This is a genomic window from Mesorhizobium sp. M8A.F.Ca.ET.207.01.1.1 (genome assembly GCF_004794715.1).
Taxonomy (GTDB): Bacteria; Pseudomonadota; Alphaproteobacteria; order Rhizobiales; family Rhizobiaceae; genus Mesorhizobium.
The window spans coordinates 177,803-195,478 of sequence record NZ_SRUS01000011.1 but is presented as its reverse complement, the minus strand read 5'-3'; the positions used below and the strand labels follow the sequence as shown (position 1 = coordinate 195,478).

The 17,676-nt window shown below is 63.6% G+C and carries 19 protein-coding genes and 1 tRNA gene; 9 read left to right on the top strand and 11 right to left on the bottom strand.

The annotated features are described in order from the left end of the window. Positions 1 to 4: 4 nt before the first annotated feature. Together EN850_RS27895 and EN850_RS27890 are read left to right on the top strand one after the other, a co-directional pair. A complete protein-coding gene (locus EN850_RS27895) occupies positions 5 to 415 on the top strand; it encodes a nuclear transport factor 2 family protein (protein ID WP_136092718.1) in 411 nt (136 codons plus the stop codon). An 89-nt stretch (positions 416 to 504) separates the two neighbouring features. Beyond that, a complete protein-coding gene (locus EN850_RS27890; RefSeq protein WP_136092717.1) occupies positions 505 to 2,559 on the top strand; it encodes a M3 family metallopeptidase in 2,055 nt (684 codons plus the stop codon). A 169-nt stretch (positions 2,560 to 2,728) separates the two neighbouring features. Here the strand turns inward: EN850_RS27890 and EN850_RS27885 are convergent, their stop codons facing one another. From EN850_RS27885 to EN850_RS27865, 4 genes are all read right to left on the bottom strand, one after another. Further along, positions 2,729 to 4,204 (bottom strand): M81 family metallopeptidase, encoded by a 1,476-nt coding sequence (locus EN850_RS27885; RefSeq protein WP_136092716.1) that lies wholly within the window; start codon positions 4,202 to 4,204, stop codon positions 2,729 to 2,731. 78 nt (positions 4,205 to 4,282) lie between these two features. Further along, on the bottom strand, positions 4,283 to 5,107 hold the full coding sequence (locus EN850_RS27880) for a carbohydrate ABC transporter permease (protein WP_135916608.1): 825 nt from the start codon (positions 5,105 to 5,107) through the stop codon (positions 4,283 to 4,285). Continuing rightward, entirely contained in the window at positions 5,104 to 5,973 is an 870-nt protein-coding gene (locus EN850_RS27875) for a sugar ABC transporter permease (RefSeq protein ID WP_136092715.1), read from the bottom strand. The genes EN850_RS27880 and EN850_RS27875 overlap by 4 nt, the downstream gene beginning before the upstream one ends. A gap of 384 nt (positions 5,974 to 6,357) precedes the next feature. After that, entirely contained in the window at positions 6,358 to 7,584 is a 1,227-nt protein-coding gene (locus EN850_RS27865) for a sugar ABC transporter substrate-binding protein (protein WP_127277076.1), read from the bottom strand. A gap of 181 nt (positions 7,585 to 7,765) precedes the next feature. On the opposite strand from EN850_RS27865, the gene EN850_RS27860 reads away from it, so the two are divergent. Genes EN850_RS27860 through EN850_RS27850 form a run of 3 tightly spaced genes read left to right on the top strand, consistent with a single transcriptional unit; the run spans position 7,766 to position 10,507 of the window. Beyond that, positions 7,766 to 8,536: an SDR family oxidoreductase gene (locus EN850_RS27860; RefSeq protein WP_135883248.1), complete on the top strand. Its 771-nt coding sequence runs from the start codon at positions 7,766 to 7,768 to the stop codon at positions 8,534 to 8,536. 2 nt (positions 8,537 to 8,538) lie between these two features. Next, positions 8,539 to 9,609, top strand: coding sequence for an ABC transporter ATP-binding protein (locus EN850_RS27855; RefSeq protein ID WP_127872888.1), 1,071 nt, complete (start codon positions 8,539 to 8,541; stop codon positions 9,607 to 9,609). Positions 9,610 to 9,625: 16 nt separating this feature from the next. Next, entirely contained in the window at positions 9,626 to 10,507 is an 882-nt protein-coding gene (locus tag EN850_RS27850; protein ID WP_127277082.1) for a MurR/RpiR family transcriptional regulator, read from the top strand. Positions 10,508 to 10,510: 3 nt separating this feature from the next. On the opposite strand, the gene EN850_RS27845 is transcribed toward EN850_RS27850, so the two are convergent. Continuing rightward, complete coding sequence (locus tag EN850_RS27845; RefSeq protein WP_127872887.1) at positions 10,511 to 10,834, bottom strand: DUF167 domain-containing protein; 324 nt, start codon at positions 10,832 to 10,834, stop codon at positions 10,511 to 10,513. A gap of 7 nt (positions 10,835 to 10,841) precedes the next feature. Beyond that, positions 10,842 to 11,135, bottom strand: a complete 294-nt coding sequence (locus EN850_RS27840; protein WP_015315112.1) for a YggT family protein — start codon at positions 11,133 to 11,135, stop codon at positions 10,842 to 10,844. 148 nt (positions 11,136 to 11,283) lie between these two features. Here EN850_RS27840 and EN850_RS27835 point away from each other — a divergent pair. From EN850_RS27835 to EN850_RS27825, 3 genes are all read left to right on the top strand, one after another. Next, positions 11,284 to 11,359 (top strand) — tRNA-Ala (locus EN850_RS27835). Between the two features lie 320 nt (positions 11,360 to 11,679). Continuing rightward, the gene (locus tag EN850_RS27830) at positions 11,680 to 12,429 is read left to right on the top strand and encodes a helix-turn-helix transcriptional regulator (protein ID WP_136092714.1); all 750 of its coding nucleotides are present in this window, start codon (positions 11,680 to 11,682) and stop codon (positions 12,427 to 12,429) included. A 298-nt stretch (positions 12,430 to 12,727) separates the two neighbouring features. After that, complete coding sequence (locus EN850_RS27825) at positions 12,728 to 12,979, top strand: hypothetical protein (RefSeq protein WP_127277088.1); 252 nt, start codon at positions 12,728 to 12,730, stop codon at positions 12,977 to 12,979. A gap of 15 nt (positions 12,980 to 12,994) precedes the next feature. On the opposite strand, the gene EN850_RS27820 is transcribed toward EN850_RS27825, so the two are convergent. The 3 genes from EN850_RS27820 to exbB are packed head-to-tail and all read right to left on the bottom strand — an operon-like array spanning position 12,995 to position 15,358. After that, complete coding sequence (locus EN850_RS27820; RefSeq protein WP_136092713.1) at positions 12,995 to 13,933, bottom strand: energy transducer TonB; 939 nt, start codon at positions 13,931 to 13,933, stop codon at positions 12,995 to 12,997. Then, on the bottom strand, positions 13,930 to 14,397 hold the full coding sequence (gene exbD / locus EN850_RS27815; protein ID WP_136092712.1) for a TonB system transport protein ExbD: 468 nt from the start codon (positions 14,395 to 14,397) through the stop codon (positions 13,930 to 13,932). Before exbD ends, EN850_RS27820 begins: the two co-directional genes overlap by 4 nt. A 13-nt stretch (positions 14,398 to 14,410) precedes the next feature. Continuing rightward, on the bottom strand, positions 14,411 to 15,358 hold the full coding sequence (gene exbB, locus EN850_RS27810) for a tonB-system energizer ExbB (protein WP_135916603.1): 948 nt from the start codon (positions 15,356 to 15,358) through the stop codon (positions 14,411 to 14,413). Between the two features lie 342 nt (positions 15,359 to 15,700). Between exbB and EN850_RS27805 the strand changes: the two genes are divergently transcribed. After that, positions 15,701 to 16,387 (top strand): isochorismatase family cysteine hydrolase, encoded by a 687-nt coding sequence (locus EN850_RS27805; RefSeq protein WP_136092711.1) that lies wholly within the window; start codon positions 15,701 to 15,703, stop codon positions 16,385 to 16,387. Positions 16,388 to 16,393: 6 nt separating this feature from the next. Here the strand turns inward: EN850_RS27805 and EN850_RS27800 are convergent, their stop codons facing one another. Then, positions 16,394 to 17,335 (bottom strand): LLM class flavin-dependent oxidoreductase, encoded by a 942-nt coding sequence (locus tag EN850_RS27800; RefSeq protein ID WP_127279724.1) that lies wholly within the window; start codon positions 17,333 to 17,335, stop codon positions 16,394 to 16,396. Positions 17,336 to 17,470: 135 nt separating this feature from the next. Continuing rightward, entirely contained in the window at positions 17,471 to 17,626 is a 156-nt protein-coding gene (locus EN850_RS27795) for a hypothetical protein (protein ID WP_127279725.1), read from the bottom strand. Between the last annotated feature and the right edge of the window lie 50 nt (positions 17,627 to 17,676).

Sequence of the window (17,676 nt, the reverse complement as noted above, 5' to 3'; positions counted from 1 at the left end):
GGCGATGAGCGTCCGGCCGGTCGTTTTCGCGGCGGTCGCGCTGCTGACAGCGATGGTTGCCGCTCGCGCCGATGACCGCGCCCTCATCAGCCGCTGGTATTCGGCGCTGCTGGTCGCCGATCGCACTGAGCTGGCGGACCTGCTCGACGACGACGTCCGCATCAAGCTCGACGACCTCGGCGTCGTCCAGAGCAAGCAGGAATTCATCGCTTCGCTCGTCGAATGGAAAGGCGCGGTTGCCGGTGCTGCTATCCGGCACCGCATCGAGAAGAGCGAGGGCGGGGTCACCACCGTGATCGCCTGCTACGATTTCCCCGACAATGACATGCTGATGCAGGAAACCTTCGCGGTGAACAACAACCGCATCACCGCCAGCTCGCAAGCCGCGATCGCCGAAAACTGCGAGGGCTACTGAGGCGGATCGGCCAACTGGCATATTGCGGGCCCGCGGGCCACGCCCTACATCGGTGACACCCTCCTTCTGATGCCAGCGAAAGACCCTCCATGCCCTCTCCGAAAGCCGTCGATCTCGCCGCCCATCCGTTGACCGCGTGGCGAGGACCGCTCGGCCTGCCCGATTTTGCCCATATTGGCGACGGTGATTTCTCCCCCGTCTTCGACGCCGCGCTGAAGGCGCATGAGGCCGAGATAGACGCGATCGCCACCAGCAAGGATGCGCCGACCATCGACAACACGCTTGCCGCGCTGGAACTGGGCGGCGAGGCGCTCGATCACGTCTCGTCGATCTTCTGGTGCCGCGCCGGCGCCTTCACCAACGAGACGATCCAGGCGCTGGAGCGCGACATTTCGCCGAAAATGTCGAGGCACTTCTCGGCGATCTCGATGAACGAAAAACTGTTTGCCCGCATCGACGACCTCTATCAGCGCCGCGAGAGCCTGAAGCTCGATCCCGAGACGCTGCGTGTCCTGGAGAAGACCTGGAAAGGCTTCGTCCGTTCCGGCGCCAAGCTCGACGCCGACGGCAAGAAGCGGTTGGCGACAATCAGCGAGGAGCTGTCGTCGCTCGGCACGACTTTCGGTCAGAACGTGCTGGCCGACGAGCGCGACTGGGCGCTCTTCCTCGACGAGGCCGACCTCGCCGGCCTGCCGGATTTCGTGAAAAGCTCGATGGCCGAGGCCGCCGAGATACGTGGCCAGAAGGGCCGCTACGCCGTCACCCTGTCGCGCTCGATCTACGAGCCGTTCACCACCTTCTCCGAGCGCCGCGACCTGCGCGAGATCGCCTTTCGCGCCTTCACCATGCGCGGCCAGAACGGTGGTGCGTCCGACAACACGACCGTGGTGCGCGACATGCTGAAACTGCGGGCCGAGAAGGCGAAGCTGCTCGGCTATGCCTCCTTCGCCGCGCTCAAGCTCGACGACACCATGGCCAAGACACCGAAGGCGGTGCATGCGCTGCTCGACCCGGTCTGGGAAAAGGCGCTGGAAAAAGCCGCCGCCGACCAGAAGGAACTGGAGCGGCTGGCGGCCGAAGCCGGCAGCAACGAAAAATTCGCCGCCTGGGACTGGCGCTTCTACCAGGAGAAGCTGCGCGCGGAAAAGTTCGCCTTCGATGAGGCCGAACTCAAACCCTACCTGCAGCTCGACCGCGTCATCGACGCCTGCTTCGACGTGGCGACGCGGCTGTTCGGCATCACTTTCGAGGAGAAGAAGGGTATTGCCGCCTGGCACCCGGACGCGCGTGTCTTCGTGGTGAAAAACGCCGACGGGAGCGAGTGCGGCCTGTTCCTGGCCGACTATTTCGCGCGGCCCTCGAAACGCTCCGGCGCCTGGATGAGCGCGCTGAAGTCCGGATATAAGCTCGGTCACGGCGCGAAGCCGGTGATCTACAACGTCATGAACTTCGCCAAGCCGCCCGCGGGCGAGCCGGCCCTGCTGTCGGTCGACGAGGCGAAGACCTTGTTCCACGAATTCGGCCATGCGCTGCATGGCATGCTGACCGACGTCACCTGGCCATCGGTTTCCGGAACTTCGGTCAGCCGCGACTTCGTCGAACTGCCCTCGCAGCTCTACGAGCACTGGTTGACGGTGCCGGCGGTGCTGGAAAAGCACGCGCTTCATGTCAAGACCGGCAAGCCGATGCCCAAGGCGCTGCTCGACAAGATGCTGGCCGCGCGCACTTTCGGCGCCGGCTTCGCCACTGTCGAGTTCACCGCCTCCGCCTTGATTGACATGGCCTACCATGCACGGCCCGACGCGCCGGAACAGCCGCTTCGTTTCGAGGGCGAAACATTGGAAAAGCTCGACATGCCCGACACGATCGCGATGCGCCATCGCACCCCGCATTTCGGCCATGTCTTCTCGGGCGACGGTTACTCGGCCGGCTATTATTCCTACATGTGGTCGGAGGTGCTCGACGCCGATGCCTTCGCCGCCTTCGAGGAGACGGGCGACCCCTTCAACCCGGTACTGGCCGAGCGGCTGAGGAAGAACATCTACGCCGCCGGCGGCTCGAAGGATCCGGAAGAGCTGTACACGGCGTTTCGCGGCAAGATGCCATCGGCAGACGCGATGATGGTGAAGCGGGGCTTGGCGTAGCGCCAGCAAATCTCCCCCCTCGAGGGGGAGATGGCCGCGAAGCGGCCAGAGGGGGTCGGTCCGACCGGACTCGACTTCCTGCGGCGGATCAAGGTTGGCGCTTCAAGTGAGGCGACCCCCTCTGTCGCCTTCGGCGACATCTCCCCCTCAAGGGGGGAGATCGGCAGCGTCACGCCTTCCACGGATCCTTCACCCTTGGCCACATCGGCCGCGTCAGCTTCGTGTAGTTCGTCGCCGCCGGGTTGCTGGGATACGAACTCGGCGCCGCGACATAGATGATCTCGGCGCCGATCGGTTCGAAGCCGGCATAAAAGTGGTTGGTCGACTTGATCAGCAGCATGTCCTTGGCCAGCGGATCGACGCCGATGTTGGAGAAGACATCCGGCTCGAAGGTCTGTGTGCGATTGGTGTTCAGGATCACGTCGACCTCGGTGCCTTCGATGCGCACCACCGCTGACGGTCCCAATGTCACGCGGCTCGGCCCGAAACTCTGCCAGCTTTCGCTGACAGCCTTCAGCACCTTGACGCGCGCGTCGATCGGCTCACCCGCTTGAGGCCCGGCCTTGCCGCCGAAACGCAGGTCTATGACAGCGCCCTCGCCGGCCGCCAGGCAGAAGGTCACCGCTATCGGATCCCAGATCGTCGCCACGCCAAGCTTGTCCAGGCCGCGCGCCAGCATCTGGCGCAGCACGAAGGTGCCGTCGCCGGGAACGCCGCCGCCGGGATTGTCCCAGACGTCGGCGATGACCACGGGCTTGCCGGGATTCCCGGCACGTACGGCCAGCGCCCGGTCGATGCCGTCGGCGGCATCAAGCATCGTCATCGCTGTCTTTTCGCGCATGGAATAGAGCTCGCGTCCGAGTTGTTCCGCCAGCGCGTCGCCCCTGGCCTTGTCATTGTCGGTGACGACGAGGATGCGCGTGCCCATTTCCGGCACGTCGGCGGCCATGAAGCCGTGGATGACCGACACCGACAGCACGCCGTCCTTGCCGTGCAGCGCCTTGATACGGTCGACGAAGGAGCGCATCGGCTCGCGGCTGGTCGGCAGCACCTGAATCATGCGGCAGTCGAAGGTCGAGATGACAGGCTTGATCTCGCCACGCGCCGCGGCAAGCCCGAGTTCGACGACGTGTTCGCCGCGCTCGTAGAAATCGGTGTGCGGGAATTCGAGGAAATAGGCCATGATGTCGGACGCCGCCACGCGCTTGGGCGTCAGATGGCTGTGCGGATCGAACTCGCAGGCGATCACCACGCCAGGCCCGACGATGCCGCGCACGCGCTCCAGCAGATCGCCCTCGCAGTCGTCATAGCCTTGCGCCACCATGGCGCCATGCAGGCCCAGCATGACGGCATCGACCGGCAAGGCGGCCTTGAGCTGGCCAAGTATTTCGTCGCGCAGCGCCTCATAGGTCTGCCGCTGCACGAGACCGCCGGGCTCGGCCCAGGTCGCGGTGCCTTCGATCACGGTGAGACCTTCCGCGGCCGCGCGGCGGCGCAGCGCCACGATCGGCGAAGAGCACAGCGTCGGCGTTTCCGGATGCTTGCCCGGACCGGCATAGAAAGCCATCTCGAACGAGGCCCGGTCTGTCGGCACCGGTGAGAAGGTGTTGGTTTCCGTCGCCAGCGAGGCGGTGAAGATACGCATGAAAGCTCCGTGGACTTCTTGTTTTTTCGCAATTCCGCGCGGAAAACCGCTGGGAACTTTTCCTGAATTGCTGGAATGCTATTTGACCGCCCCGAGCGCCAGCCCCCGGACGAGATAACGCTGCAGCCAGATGAACAGGACCGCCACCGGCAAGGTGGCCAGCAACGTCGCCGCCATGACGTGATGCCATTCGATCGTGTAGCGGCCCGCGACCAGCGAGAACACCTGGATCGGCAGCGTGTAGCTCTCCTGGCTGCGCAGCATGGTCAGCGCCACGACGAACTCGTTCCAGGCGTTGATGAAGGTGAAGATCGCCGTCACCGCGATCGCCGGCAGGCAAAGCGGCAGGAACACTTTTCGCAAGGTCAGCCAGCGCCCGGCGCCTTCCATCCAGGCCGCCTCCTCGAGATCACGCGGAATGGTGTCGAAATAGCTCTGCAGCATCCAAACGGTGAAGGCGACGTTGAAGGCCATGTAGATGAAGCCGAGCGCCGTGGTGCTCTCGACCAGCCCCCAGGCGGCCATCAGCCGGAACAGGCCGAGCACCAGCACGATCGGTGAGATCATCTGCGAGATCAGCAGGAACTGGCGGAAGGCGCCGTAGCCGGCGAAGCGGAAGCGCGACATCGCGTAAGCCGCGGGCACCGAGATCAAGATGGCGCCGACGGTAGCGATCACCGAGACGTAGAGCGAATTGGCCAGCGCCTGGCCGAAGCCGGTCGCCACCCACATGTCGGAAAAATTCGACCAGCGGAACTCGCTCGGCCACCAGGTGGGTGTCAGCACTTCGGTCCGAGGCTTCACCGCTGTCAGGAACATCACCGCGAAGGGAAAGATCGTCACCACGATCAAAGGCGCCAGCAACAGCCACGCGATGGCGGTACGCTTCAGTTTGCTGCTCATGCGCGCTGCTCCCGCATGGCGAGGCGCACATAGATCATGGTGAAGAGCAGCAATATGGCGAACATCACCAGCGACACCGCCGACGCCTCGCCCAGCTTGCCGATGCGGAAGGCGAGCTTGTAGAGGTGGGTCACCAGGATGTCGGTCGAATTGGCCGGCCCACCCTGCGTCATCACCCAGATGATTGGGAACGAATTGAAGACGTAGATCGTGTTGAGCACGATGGCGATGTTGATGAACGGTTTCAGCAGCGGAAAGGTGATTTCGCGGAACTGCTGCAGCGGCGTTGCCCCCTCCAAGGCGGCCGCCTCGTAGAGATCGTCCGGGATCGACGACAGGCCGCCGAGGAAGATCGTCGTGGTGAACGGCACCGTCACCAATATGCCGATCAGCACCTGCATCGGAAAGGCGGTTCCGGCCTGTGCCAGCCATTGGATGTTGTGGTCGATCAGGCCGAGCCCGATCAGCGCCGAATTCAGCATGCCACTTTCGCCGCTCAGCGCCCAGCGCCAGACCACCGCCGTCATGGTCAACGACACCGCCCAAGGCAGCATGATGATGACGCGCGCAAGGCCACGGCCATAGAAATCGGTGTTGAGGATCATCGCCACCGGGATCGAGACCAGCAGCGCGCCGCCGACCACCAGCACCGTCCACAGCCCGGTACGCCAGAGGGCCGCGATGAAATCGGGATCGGCGGTGAGCGCGGCGAAATTGGTCAGGCCGCTGAACTCCCGCAACTGGCCAAACCGATTGACGTCGTGCGTCGCGATCTGGATCAGGTCCCAGACCGGCCAGAAAATGACCACCGCAGCCAGGAACAGGCTGGGCAGGGTCAGGAGATAGGGCAGGAAGCGATTTTGCATCGGCTGGTTTGTACCGCTTTGCGAGGCATCAGTAGCGCTGGTTGGCCAACAGACCTGTTCTTCCCAGGCGCCCGGTTTCGAACTCTTTCCCGCCGTCGGCGCCGCCCCTCACCTGCCTGCCGGCATCCCCTCCCCGTATAGTGACGGGGAGAGGGGGTGCTTTCGTCACCGCTTTCGCCAGTCACCAGCGTCCAAGAAGGGCGCCGAGATTGCGACCAGCCCTTTCTCCCCGTCACTATGCGGGGAGAAATGCCCGGCAGGGCAATGAGGGGCGGCGCTGACATTGGAGAGCAGCCGAACACTTCTAGAAGTGTGGCGCGCCCCGCCTGAGTCGGGGGCGCGCCACGGGCGCAGGGAGATACGCCCTATTTCTTGAACACGGCCCTATTTCTTCAGCACCGCATTGGCCTTGACTGCCGCCTCCTTCAAGCCTGCCTCGGGGTCGCCGCCGAGATAGATCTTCTGCATGGCGTCCGAGGTGATCTGGGCGACTTCTTCCCAGCCCGGGATGATCGGCGCGAAACGGGCATCCGGCAGCAGCGCGGTAAAGGCGGCGAGATCGGCGTTGTTGACGTAATAGTCCATCTTGGCCTCTTCCTTGTTCACCGGGAGGAAGCCTTCGCCTTGCGTGAACTTGGCGCGCTGCTCCGTGGTGAACAGGAAGTCCATCAGCTTCCAGGCCTCATCCTTGTTCTTGGAGTTCTTGAACATGATCATGGAATCGGTGACGCCATAGGTGCCGCGCGCGCCGGTCGGCCCGGCCGGAATGGCGGCCACGCCGTATTTGAGGCTCGGCGCCTCATCCTTGATCTGGTTGGACAGGAAGGGCGCGGTGATCATCATGCCGACCTTGCCCTGCTTGAACAGGTTCTGCACGTCCTCACGGTTGTTGGAGGTGACGCCGGGCTCCGTCAGCCCCTCGTCGATCATCGACTTGTAGAGCTTGGCGGCTTCGAGCGCGCCCGGCGTGCCGAGGCCCGACGTGCCGTCCTTGTTGAGGATCTCGGTGCCCTGCGACCACATGGCGTAGTAGTAGTAGACGTCGGTCTCGATCTCCTTGCCCTGCAGGCCGAAACCGAAGGCACCCTGCGCCTTGATCTTGCGGGCATCCTCCTGCAGTTCGGTCCAGGTTGCCGGCGGCTTGGCGATGCCGGCCTTCTCGAACAGCTCCTTGTTGTAATACATGGCGCGCGCCGAAGCGGCGATCGGCAACCCATAGGTCTTGCCGCCCATGATCGAGGGCGACAGGAAGGTGTCGATGAAGCGGCCCTTGAATTCGGGCGTGATATAGCTGTCGAGCGGCTCGGCGACATCCTGCTGGACGAAGTCGATCAGCCAGCGCGTGCCGATGATGGAGAGATCAGCATTGGTGCCGGCGGTGATGTCGGTGGTCAGCTTCTGCAGGAGCACATCCCACGGCACCACCTCGAACTTGACGGTGATCCCGGGATTCTTCGCCTCGAACTCTTTCTTGACCTCTTCGAAGTAGGGGCCGGTCTTGGCGCTGTATTCGGCGACGGTAACCCGCACTTCGCCAGCTTCTGCCTGCGCCGCGAAGGCCAGAATGCCCATTCCGGCCATCAGGCCGGCAGTCCATTTCGCAAGGTTCATCTGATCTCTCCCATTTGGTCCACGCTTTTGCGCTCCCTGTGCCGGTGCTGACACAAGATTTATGTGACTTTCCTACATTATCGATGAATTTGCCGCATGCAAGCGGATTATGATGTTGCTTAATTACATTCCATTCTTTAGCCTGCCGGCATCTGCCTGACCTGCCGGAGGAGCAAGCGCCGTGGTTTCGAGAGCCGAATTCGAAGGCAGGACGGTCGTCATCACCGGCGCCGGTGGCGGCCTTGGCTCCGCGATCGCCGCACTGCTGGCCGGCAGGGGCGCACGGGTGGTCGGCTGCGACCAGTCCGAGGAGGCGCTGGCGAGCCCGCACCTTGCCTCGCGTCATGTCTTCGATCTTCTCGACCGGGCCTCGGTCGAAGCCGCGGTCGCCGCAGTGCTCGAAAAGGACGGCGTCCCCGACATTGTGATCAACAATGCCGGCTGGACGCGCGCCGAGACGCTCGATGCGCTGACGGCGGACAGGATCGAGCATGAACTCGACCTCAACCTGACCGGCGTGATGATTTTCGCCGATCCCATTGCCAAGGCGATGGCCGCGCGCGGTTCGGGCAGCGTCGTCTTCATTTCGTCCGTCAACGCCATCGCGCATTTCGGCAACCCCGCCTATGCCGCTGCCAAGGCCGGCATCAACGCCTATGCCAAATCGATCGCCGTCGAGCTCGGCCGCAGCGGCGTGCGCGCCAATGTGGTCTGCCCCGGATCGATCCGCACCGCCGCCTGGGACCATCGCCTCGCCAAGAACCCCGACATAATCGGCAAGCTGCAGCGGCTCTATCCGCTCGGCCGCATCGTCAACGCCTCGGAAGTGGCCGAAGCGGTGGCTTTCCTTGCCTCCGACCGGGCCTCGGGCGTAACAGGCGTGGTGATGCCCGTGGACGCGGGATTGACCGCCGGCTGCCTGCCGTTCATCGACGACATATTGGGAGCGTGACCATGACCGACGTCGAGTTTCGCAACCTGTCGAAATCCTTCGGCCAGCACAAGATACTCGAGAACATCAGCCTCGACATCACGAGCGGCGAATTCGTGGTGCTGGTCGGCCCGTCCGGCTGCGGCAAGTCGACCTTGCTGCGCATGCTGGCGGGCCTGGAGACCATCAGTTCCGGCGATCTCCTGATCGGCGGCACACGCGCCAACGACCTGCCGCCACAGCAGCGCAACATCGCCATGGTGTTCCAGTCCTATGCGCTGTTTCCTCACCTCAAGGCCTCGGACAATATCGGCTTCGGTCCGAAGATCCGGGGCGAGGACCGCACCGCCATCGACCAGAAGGTCAAGAAGGCGTCCGGCGTCCTCAACCTGTTCTCCTACCTCGACCGTTATCCCCGCCAGCTCTCCGGCGGCCAACGCCAGCGCGTCGCCATGGGCCGCGCCATCGTGCGCGAACCCTCCGTCTTCCTGTTCGATGAGCCGCTCAGCAATCTCGACGCGCAGCTGCGCGTGCAGATGCGCACCGAGATCAAGGCACTGCACCAGCGGCTGAAATCGACCATCGTCTACGTCACCCACGACCAGATCGAGGCCATGACCATGGCCGACCGCATCGTGGTGATGGATCGCGGCAGGATCCAGCAGGTCGGAGCGCCGCTGGAGCTCTATGACAGGCCGGCCAACAAATTCGTCGCCGGCTTCCTCGGCTCGCCGTCGATGAGCTTTGTTTCCGGGGCGCTCAAGACGACGCCCGAGAGAACCTGGTTCGAGTCGACCGGCGGCGGACGGCTTGCGCTCGCCGGCAAACCGGTGCCGGCAGGCAGTGCCGTGGAGGCCGGCATCCGGCCCGAACATTTCATCGTCGGCGAGGCCACTGATGCCATGGCGCTCAAGGTTGATGTCGTCGAGCCGACCGGTTCCGAAACCCATGTCTACGGCACCATTGGCGCCGACACTGTGCGCGCCGTGTTCCGCGACCGGGTGCCGGTCCGGCCTGGCGACCTGCTGCCGGTCTCGGTCGCCCCCGGCAACATCCATCTGTTCGACACGGCGACGGGCCTGCCGCTGAGATGACGACGGAAACTCGAATATGAAGACGCCGGCCGACATCATCACGCGGCTGCAACTGATGTCGCAGGACGGCACCAAGTCGGATCGCCGGCTGGCAAGCCTCGTTCTGTCCGATCTCGACTTCGCCTCCAAGGCAGCAATCTCGGAAATTGCCGCGCGCGTCGGCGTCAGTGAGCCGACAGTCACCCGTTTCTGCCGCAACCTCGGCTGCGAGGGCCTGCGCGACTTCAAGTTCTATCTGGCGCAGGCCATTGCCATCGGCGGCCAGTATCTGTCGCCGGAGCCGCTGAGCCGCGATGCCCGCGAACAGCGCATCGCATCGGCCATCACCGAAGCCGCGATCGCCTCCATCCAGCGCGTCAGCGAAAACCTCGACATGACGACACTGGTCGACGTCGCCGCGCGCCTCGCGGCGTCAGGCAATGTTCTGTGCATCGGTTCGGGTGGCATTTCCTCGATGATGGCGACCGAGATGCAGAACCGGCTGTTCAGGCTGGGCCTGCCGGTCCTGGCGCAGATCGACGGCCAGTTGCAGCGCATGTACGCCGCCGTTGCCACGCCGGACACCACCGTCGTCGCCTTCTCGGTCTCCGGCTATGCGCGCTCGGTCATCGAGGCGGTGCAGGTCGCCCAGCAATATGGCGCCGCCACGGTGGCCGTCACTGCGCCCGACTCCGCGCTGGCCAAGGTCGCCGACACGGTCATCCACCTGCAGCCGCTCGAGGACGGCAACATCTACAAGCCGACATCGTCGCGCTACGCGCTGCTGGCGATCGTCGACATGATCGTCACATCGGTCGCCGAGACCCGCGGCCCGAAGGTGCTGGAGAACCTGCGCCGCATCAAGCAGAGCGTGAACACGCTGAAGGTCGACGATCCGCGTTTGCCGCTGGGGGATTGAACTTCAGGTAGAGGATAGACGGCAGAGCGCATCGACACTTCTTGCCAGCGCCGCCGGTTCGCCTGAAATGCGCAGCGTCTTGAGACGGGCCGTGCCGCCGGCAACGACCGAAACCGAAGATGCCGGCACGCCCAGCGCCTTGGCGACCAGCCTCTCCAGCGCTTGATTGGCGGCGCCATTTTCCGGCACGGCGCGGACCCGCGCCTTCAAATGGCTTCGTCCGTCCGCCGATGTTTCGACGCCTTCCAGCCGGTCCACGGAAGACTTCGGCGTCAGCCGGACGAACAGATCAACGCCGTTCTCGCGAATGCGGTACGGCGCGCTCATGCGATCGTCAGGCCAGCAACAGCGGCGCCACCGTGGTGAGAATGAACTGCCTGAGGAAGAACAGGATCAAAAGCAGGATGATCGGCGAGATGTCGATGCCGCCAAGGTCGGGCATGAAGCGGCGGATCGGCCGCAGCGCCGGCTCGGTCAACCTGTAGAGCATGTTGCCGATGCTGCCGACGAACTGATTGCGCGAGTTGACGACGTTGAAGGCATAGAGCCAGGAAAAGATCGCCGAAGCGATGATGACCCACCAATAGAGGTCGAGCGCCATGACGATGGTTTGAATGAGGGCGAGCATGCCGGTCTCCAATTGTTGCCGACATGTAGCCACTACGCGCCGAACCGGCAAGGGCAGGGTTCAGCCACGCGACCGGCGGGCGGGTTTTTGGTGAAGCGCCGCCTTGACAGGAAACCGCGTCGCCCGATAAATGCGCCATCCGCTGGACGGGGCTGTAGCTCAGCTGGGAGAGCGCGTCGTTCGCAATGACGAGGTCAGGAGTTCGATCCTCCTCAGCTCCACCAGCGGAATAATCGATTGTCCGCCTTTCCCGCGCGGTAACGCCCAAGCATCATCCGATACATCGCGATGCATCACCCGGCGAGAATGCCCCCAAAAATGGCCAGAAGCGACTTCGCCTTTCCAAGGCGAAATGGTTGTCAATTGGACTTATGGCGATGGCCGCAGTCCGGTCGGCGCTATTTTTTTTGGAAGCCGCCCCATTAGACTGGCGTTCTCAAATCAGTTTTTCTGTGTGTTGTGACAAGGCGTTTCGGCGGGGGCGACCGAAGGCGCTATACGGATTCCGAGTCGAAATGAAGAAGCCGCCCGCGGAAGCAAAAAAGTGTCCATTCGCGACAATCTCGCTGCAAATCTCAGGCGGCTCTGCAAGGACCATGCTTCCGTCAGCGCGGTGTGCCGCGAACTGGGCATCAACCGCACGCAGTTCGAGCGTTACCTGCAGGGGCAGACCGTCCCCAACAAGGCCACCGCCAAGCTGATCTGCGACTACTTCCGAATCGACGAGGCCGAACTGTACCGGGACCCCGGCACCCCCGAGCCCACGGCTCCCGGCCTGCCGCCGATCTCCGAAAGCCTGTTCACCCAGATGATCCGCCCGCCCGCCCCGTCGATCGCGGGCGGCACCTATTTCACCTATTTTTCGATCCCGACCCGCGCCGACCTCCTGATGCGGTCGGTGACCTTCGTGCGTCGCGAGGCCGAACTGGTCACATTCCGCTGGGTCACCGGATGGTCGGAGCGCCGCGGCTCGACATGGGCGCGGGCGCGCGGCAACCATTATGGCGTGGCGATCTCGCGCCTCAACTGGATCTATTTCAGCGGCGTCAACCGCCGCCAGACAGGCGAGCCATCGCTGATCTCGGTGCAATGGGCGCCTATCTCCGAACCGGTGCTGAGAGGCAAGGCCATGCTTCTGACCGAAACCGGGCCGGCATTCGTGTCGGTCATCATGCGGCAGGACATGACCAATATCCCGCCCAGGCATGCGATCCGCATGGCGCATGTCGTCAGGCTCGATGATCCCGGCGTCGATCAGCTCGTCGTCAGCCTTGCCCGGGACGGGCTGGATTAGCAACTTGCTTACGCTAAATAAGAACAAGAATATCCCGAAAAAGCGTATGCTAGCGATTGCCTACTCCATATCTGAGTAAAATCGATTTTTTTAGACTTTACAGCCAGCAAAGATATTTTAGATCATATCTGATTTACTACAATTTTAACAAATCATTAACTCTCCGGACCTTACCTTTCTACTCGCGGGTACGAACTTGGCCCGCATTCGGCGGGCTCGACCATCAATTGGCCGACTCGACATGTCCAGTGTAGCCCATACGCATTCCTAGAGTTCCATCCGATGACAGGAGCAGCAGGTGTCAAATCAGTCACTACGTCAGTCAGAGCTCGATAGTCTGCAATATATCGCGACGATGACCAACGAACTGGTGCAGATGGCCGAAGCAAGCCGTTTTCCCATGATCTCCTATCTGCTCGGCATGGCCTATGCCGAGGCCTTCGATGTCTTGCGCGGCGCACGCCCGGCCAGACATGCGCAGCTCAGCGGCAACCCGATGCATCCCAAGGCACACGCGAAAGACAACCACGCTCAACCAAGAACAGCGTAGCGCGACGGGGCGGCGCTAGTCCTGTAGGCTGAACACGAATGGCGCCGTACGGATGACGCGCGAGCCGAGTTCCGGCGGCGGCGCCGGCACGGTGGCGCCCTGCAGCACCGCGAGCGCTGCGCGGTCGAGCTCGGCATCGCCGGACGAACGCACGACCCGCGCCGACAGCACCCGGCCGGACGGGTCCATGGTGAAAGTCACATTCACATTGCCTTGCGCCCGACGGGATTTCGCGGCGCTCGGATAGCGCTTGTGGCGATTGATCCATGCCGTCAGCCGCGATTCCCATTTGGCGGTGCTGACACCCGAAAACCCGGCCGCCGATCTCGGCGCCGCTGCCTTGGCGGCGGGCTTGGCTTCGGTACTCGCGGCACTTGCCGTCTTCGGTGGTTCGGCCTTTTCCTTCTTCGGCCTTGGCTTGGGCTTGTCGGCAGGCTTTTTGACCTTGGCTTCGGCAGGTTTCTTGTCCTTGTGTCTTTCGGCCGGCTTTGACCGCGGCAGCGGAACGACGACCTCCGGCGCGATAGTCTCGACAATATCGGGGACGACATCCTCCAAGGGCGGCTGGACGACCGGTTCGACCTCCGTCATCTCCGTGGGTTCGTCCGGCGGCACCGTCTCCAGCTCGGCAGCAGGTTCGGCTTGCTCGACTACCTTGTCGGGCTCGGCGGTCTTCTCCGTCTCCTCGACCGGCTCGGTCTGGTCGGGAATCGCTACATCGAGCATCGCCGCCTGTTCGGGTGCCGCCGGCGTCATCATCATCGGCGCCATTTCGATCACCGGCGCCGGCGGCGGCCCGCTATCCGACGGTTCGACTGGACTGAAATTCTGCACAGCATAAGCGACGGCGACATGCGCCCCAAGCATCAGCACGGCCGCACATGCCCATAGGGCAAGGTCGCGCCAGCCGAAGCGCGACAGCCCCATCGTGGGCGAGGCGGCCGATCGTGTCATGGGGAAGCCGTTCCGCCTGGCACCGGTGCGGCGGCATCACCGGCGGGCGCCGCCTCCAGGCCGACCAGGGCGACCTTCAGATAGCCGGCGGCACGCAGCAGGTTCATCGTCTCCATCAGGTCGCCATAGGCCACCGCCTTGTCGGCGCGCAGGAAGATCCGCGTCTGCTTGTCGCCCTTGGCGCGGCTGTCGAGCGTGGCGGCAAAAGCCGGGCGCGGCACGGTGTCGTTGCCGATCGCGAGCGTGAGATCATCCTTCAATGTCAGGAAAATCGGCGTTTCTGGCCGCGGCGCCGGCATCGCGGTCGAGCCGGGCAGGTCGACATTGACATCCACCGTCGCCAGCGGCGCTGCGACCATGAAGATGATCAACAGCACCAGGATGACATCGATGAACGGCGTGACATTGATCTCGTGGCTCTCCTCGAGATCGTCGTCCATGGTCTGTCGAAGCCTGCTTCCCACGGCACCGCCCCCTCTACTCTGCCGCCAGCACCGCCGCGGGTGCTATCGCGCGGAAATCGAGGTCGCGGCTGACCAGCCGTTCGACGCCCGCCGAGGCGTCGGCCAGTGTCTGCCGGTAGCCGGCTATCGAGCGGGCAAAGACGTTGTAAATCACCACCGCCGGAATTGCCGCGACCAGCCCCATCGCGGTGGCCAGCAACGCCTCGGCGATGCCCGGCGCCACCACGGCGAGATTGGTGGTCTGCGCCTGCGAAATGCCGATGAAGGCGTTCATGATGCCCCAGACTGTGCCGAACAGGCCGACGAAAGGCGCCGTGGACCCGATCGTCGCCAGCAGGCCGGCGCCGCGCGACATGCGCCGCGACGCTGCCGCCTCGATGCGCGACAGGCGCGAGGCGACCCGTTCCTTCAGTCCCTCCCCGCCGACATGGTCGAGCGCGCCGGCCGAAAGCGCGGTCTCTTCCTCGGCGGCCCGCACCAGGAGCGCGCCGGGGCCGCCACTGCGGTCGAGCGCCCGGCTCGCCTGCTTCAACGTCGCGGCATCGCCGATCGCGCGGACGGCATGGCGGACACGCAGCTTGCCGGCGAAAATTTCCAGCGACTTGGCCAGCCATATCGTCCAGGTGACGAGCGACGCGAACGCCAATCCGATCATCACCGCCTTCACGATGATGTCGGCGGCCATGAACATGCCCCATGGCGACAGGTCGTGCGGCAGGTTCAGCTCCATCGTCCCCGCAAGGCCCGTCCCCGCCGGCTGCGGCTGCGCAGGCATCGCTGGTACTTCAGCCGCCGGTGGGGCGGGTGCCGGTACAGCTGGAGCAGCTTGTGCCGCTTCTGCCGGCGCGGCAGGGGCCCCGACTACTGCTGCAGCGACGGCCGGTTGCTCCTGGGCCACCGCGCCGGTCGCCGCCAGGATCACCGATGCGACCAACGCCGCCAACAAACCATGTCTCGACACGAGCTTCTTCCTTGCTCTCACGGCGGCCAGAATGCGGTCTGGGTATCGGCTTCGGCCCCGGCCATGGCATTTCTCCAGCGCGGCCGCCGTTTTCCAATCCTGGTTACGGCAGGCAGGTGCCCGGGTTGACTATAAAACATGAACTTACTAGTCAACATTGAAGATGACAACGGCACTCAACAACTCTTGGGAATGTGCCGGTCAAAACCCTGAAGCGCCGTGACGGCTTGTTACCGATTATGGGCGATCCGCGCCGGCGATATCCACCGCACGATACCGGACTTCCGGTGTCGCGGCATCGATGCGAAGTCGCTAGAATGATCCGGCGGCAAGGAGCTCCGGATGATCAAGGCAATACCCTTCGACTACCCTTATGATGGCAGGCTGGTGGCCCAAAACACTGCGTTGATCGTCATCGACCTGCAACAGGATTTCCTGTCGACAACGGGCTATTTCGCCAGGAAGGGATATGACCCCTCGCCGCTGCGGGCGATCCTGCCCACGGTGAACCGCCTGATCGCGGCCGCGCGCAGGGCCGGGCTCACCATCGTCCACACCAGGCAGGGTTACCGCGCCGACATGGCCGACATGACGCCCTATGAGAAATGGCGCCGCAAGCGCGCCGGTCTCGACGGCACCGACGTCCTGCTGCGCTCGGGCGCGGGGTTCCAGATCGTTCCGGAGATCGATGTCGCACCGCACGACATCATCGTAGACAAGACCTGCAACAGCGCCTTCACCTATACGGATTTCGAGCTCGTGCTGCGCTCGCGAGGCATCACGCATCTGATGTTTTCCGGATGCACGACGGATGTCTGCGTTCACACCACGCTGCGCGAGGCCTGTGACCGCAATTTCCAGTGCCTGACCATTTCGGACGCCTGCGCCAGCGGTGATCAAAAGGCGCATGAAGCGGCGTTGCACATGGTGACGGTCGAGGACGGCGTCTTCGGCGTGCTGGCCGATTCGGACGCCGTCATCGATGGCCTGTCGCGGCTTGCCGGCAGACATCATGCAACAGAAGATTGACGGGCCTCAGCCCACTGCTCGCGTCTCCAGCCCAGCGCCAGGCGCATAAGCTCCGTGGTGGAATTCGTTAGCCTCCCGGCGCGCCAGGGAGTTGCGCAGCAACGCAATGGTTTCCCGGCCAGCCGTCGCGATCTCGTGTGGCGTGTCGACGCCGATGACCATGAACTCATCGATGCCGAGAGCCGCATAGGCAAGCAGCGACAGCGCGACCTGGGCCGGAGGCCCGGAGAGGTCGACCGTCTTTTGGCCGGCGACGGAAACACCTTGGTGGATCCTGACCGGAAGCGCGAAGCGCAGTTTGCCGGCGCGGCCATGTTCGGCCGCGGCGCGACGCGCCCGCTCCATCAATTGCCTGATATCGTCGATCGGACCCGGCGCCAGTTCGAAGACATCGGCATGCCGGCCTGCCACCTTCAGCGCAGTTCCGGATTGCCCGCCCATACGGATCACGAGGTCGGCGCCATGCGGACCCTTGCGCTCGATATAACCACCCTTGATGCTGTAGAATGCACCTTCGTGGTCGAAGGGCCGGTCGTTCGACCACAGCCGCTTCAACAGCACCAGATATTCGTCGATCCGCTGCCAGACGACGCCATGTCCGACCGGCCGTGTCTCGGCATCGTCGTCGTTCAACGGCTCGCTGATCATCCTGAGGGCCAGCCGTCCGCCGCTCCCCCTGTCGATGGACGCCAACTGGCGGGCAGCCACCGTCGGTTCGATCACGCCGGCCCAATGGGTGAGCACCACTTCCAGCGAAGCAGTGCGGTTGAGCACCTGGGCGGCAAGATCCATGTTGGTCAGCAGCCCGGCCGAATCGTCGACGACGATCTTCTGGAAACCGCCGTCCTCGATCAGCCCGAGTTTGGTCGCGGTCTCTGCGAAGTCATAGAAAAAGGGAACCGTCGCGTCGGCGGTCTTGCCGGGAACATGCGTGAATTCGATCGGCATTGTCATCTCCTCCATCACTGGAATCACTGATGCTGTGAAATGCGAATCCACAGGCGCGAAAGCGCTCCGGGATCCGGTTCATTCAACTCCGATTGCCTGACAACTGTGGGCAGCTACCCCTGCCGATCTGGTGCCTTAGGGAATAAGGCCCAGCACGACTGCCCCGGTGAACACGAACGCAAGGGCAAAGACGAGATAGGCGAAAGCGCCGGCATAGGCCGGGCGAAAGCCCTGGGCATTGGCCAGCCTCTGGCCGCTGCTGTCGGTCTGGGCGTTCTGGATATAGGACATATCGACCTCCGTCTCGCCGGTTAATCTATAAAACTTGTAGACTTTGTCGA

Coding starts and splice junctions, on each gene's coding strand:
- EN850_RS27895 (WP_136092718.1), top strand. CDS start 5: ATGAGCGTCCGGCCGGTCGTTTTCGCGGCGGTCGCGCTGCTGACAGCG.
- EN850_RS27890 (WP_136092717.1), top strand. CDS start 505: ATGCCCTCTCCGAAAGCCGTCGATCTCGCCGCCCATCCGTTGACCGCG.
- EN850_RS27885 (WP_136092716.1), bottom strand. CDS start 4,204: ATGCGTATCTTCACCGCCTCGCTGGCGACGGAAACCAACACCTTCTCA.
- EN850_RS27880 (WP_135916608.1), bottom strand. CDS start 5,107: ATGAGCAGCAAACTGAAGCGTACCGCCATCGCGTGGCTGTTGCTGGCG.
- EN850_RS27875 (WP_136092715.1), bottom strand. CDS start 5,973: ATGCAAAATCGCTTCCTGCCCTATCTCCTGACCCTGCCCAGCCTGTTC.
- EN850_RS27865 (WP_127277076.1), bottom strand. CDS start 7,584: ATGAACCTTGCGAAATGGACTGCCGGCCTGATGGCCGGAATGGGCATT.
- EN850_RS27855 (WP_127872888.1), top strand. CDS start 8,539: ATGACCGACGTCGAGTTTCGCAACCTGTCGAAATCCTTCGGCCAGCAC.
- EN850_RS27850 (WP_127277082.1), top strand. CDS start 9,626: ATGAAGACGCCGGCCGACATCATCACGCGGCTGCAACTGATGTCGCAG.
- EN850_RS27845 (WP_127872887.1), bottom strand. CDS start 10,834: ATGAGCGCGCCGTACCGCATTCGCGAGAACGGCGTTGATCTGTTCGTC.
- EN850_RS27840 (WP_015315112.1), bottom strand. CDS start 11,135: ATGCTCGCCCTCATTCAAACCATCGTCATGGCGCTCGACCTCTATTGG.
- EN850_RS27820 (WP_136092713.1), bottom strand. CDS start 13,933: ATGACACGATCGGCCGCCTCGCCCACGATGGGGCTGTCGCGCTTCGGC.
- EN850_RS27805 (WP_136092711.1), top strand. CDS start 15,701: ATGATCAAGGCAATACCCTTCGACTACCCTTATGATGGCAGGCTGGTG.
- EN850_RS27800 (WP_127279724.1), bottom strand. CDS start 17,335: ATGCCGATCGAATTCACGCATGTTCCCGGCAAGACCGCCGACGCGACG.
- EN850_RS27795 (WP_127279725.1), bottom strand. CDS start 17,626: ATGTCCTATATCCAGAACGCCCAGACCGACAGCAGCGGCCAGAGGCTG.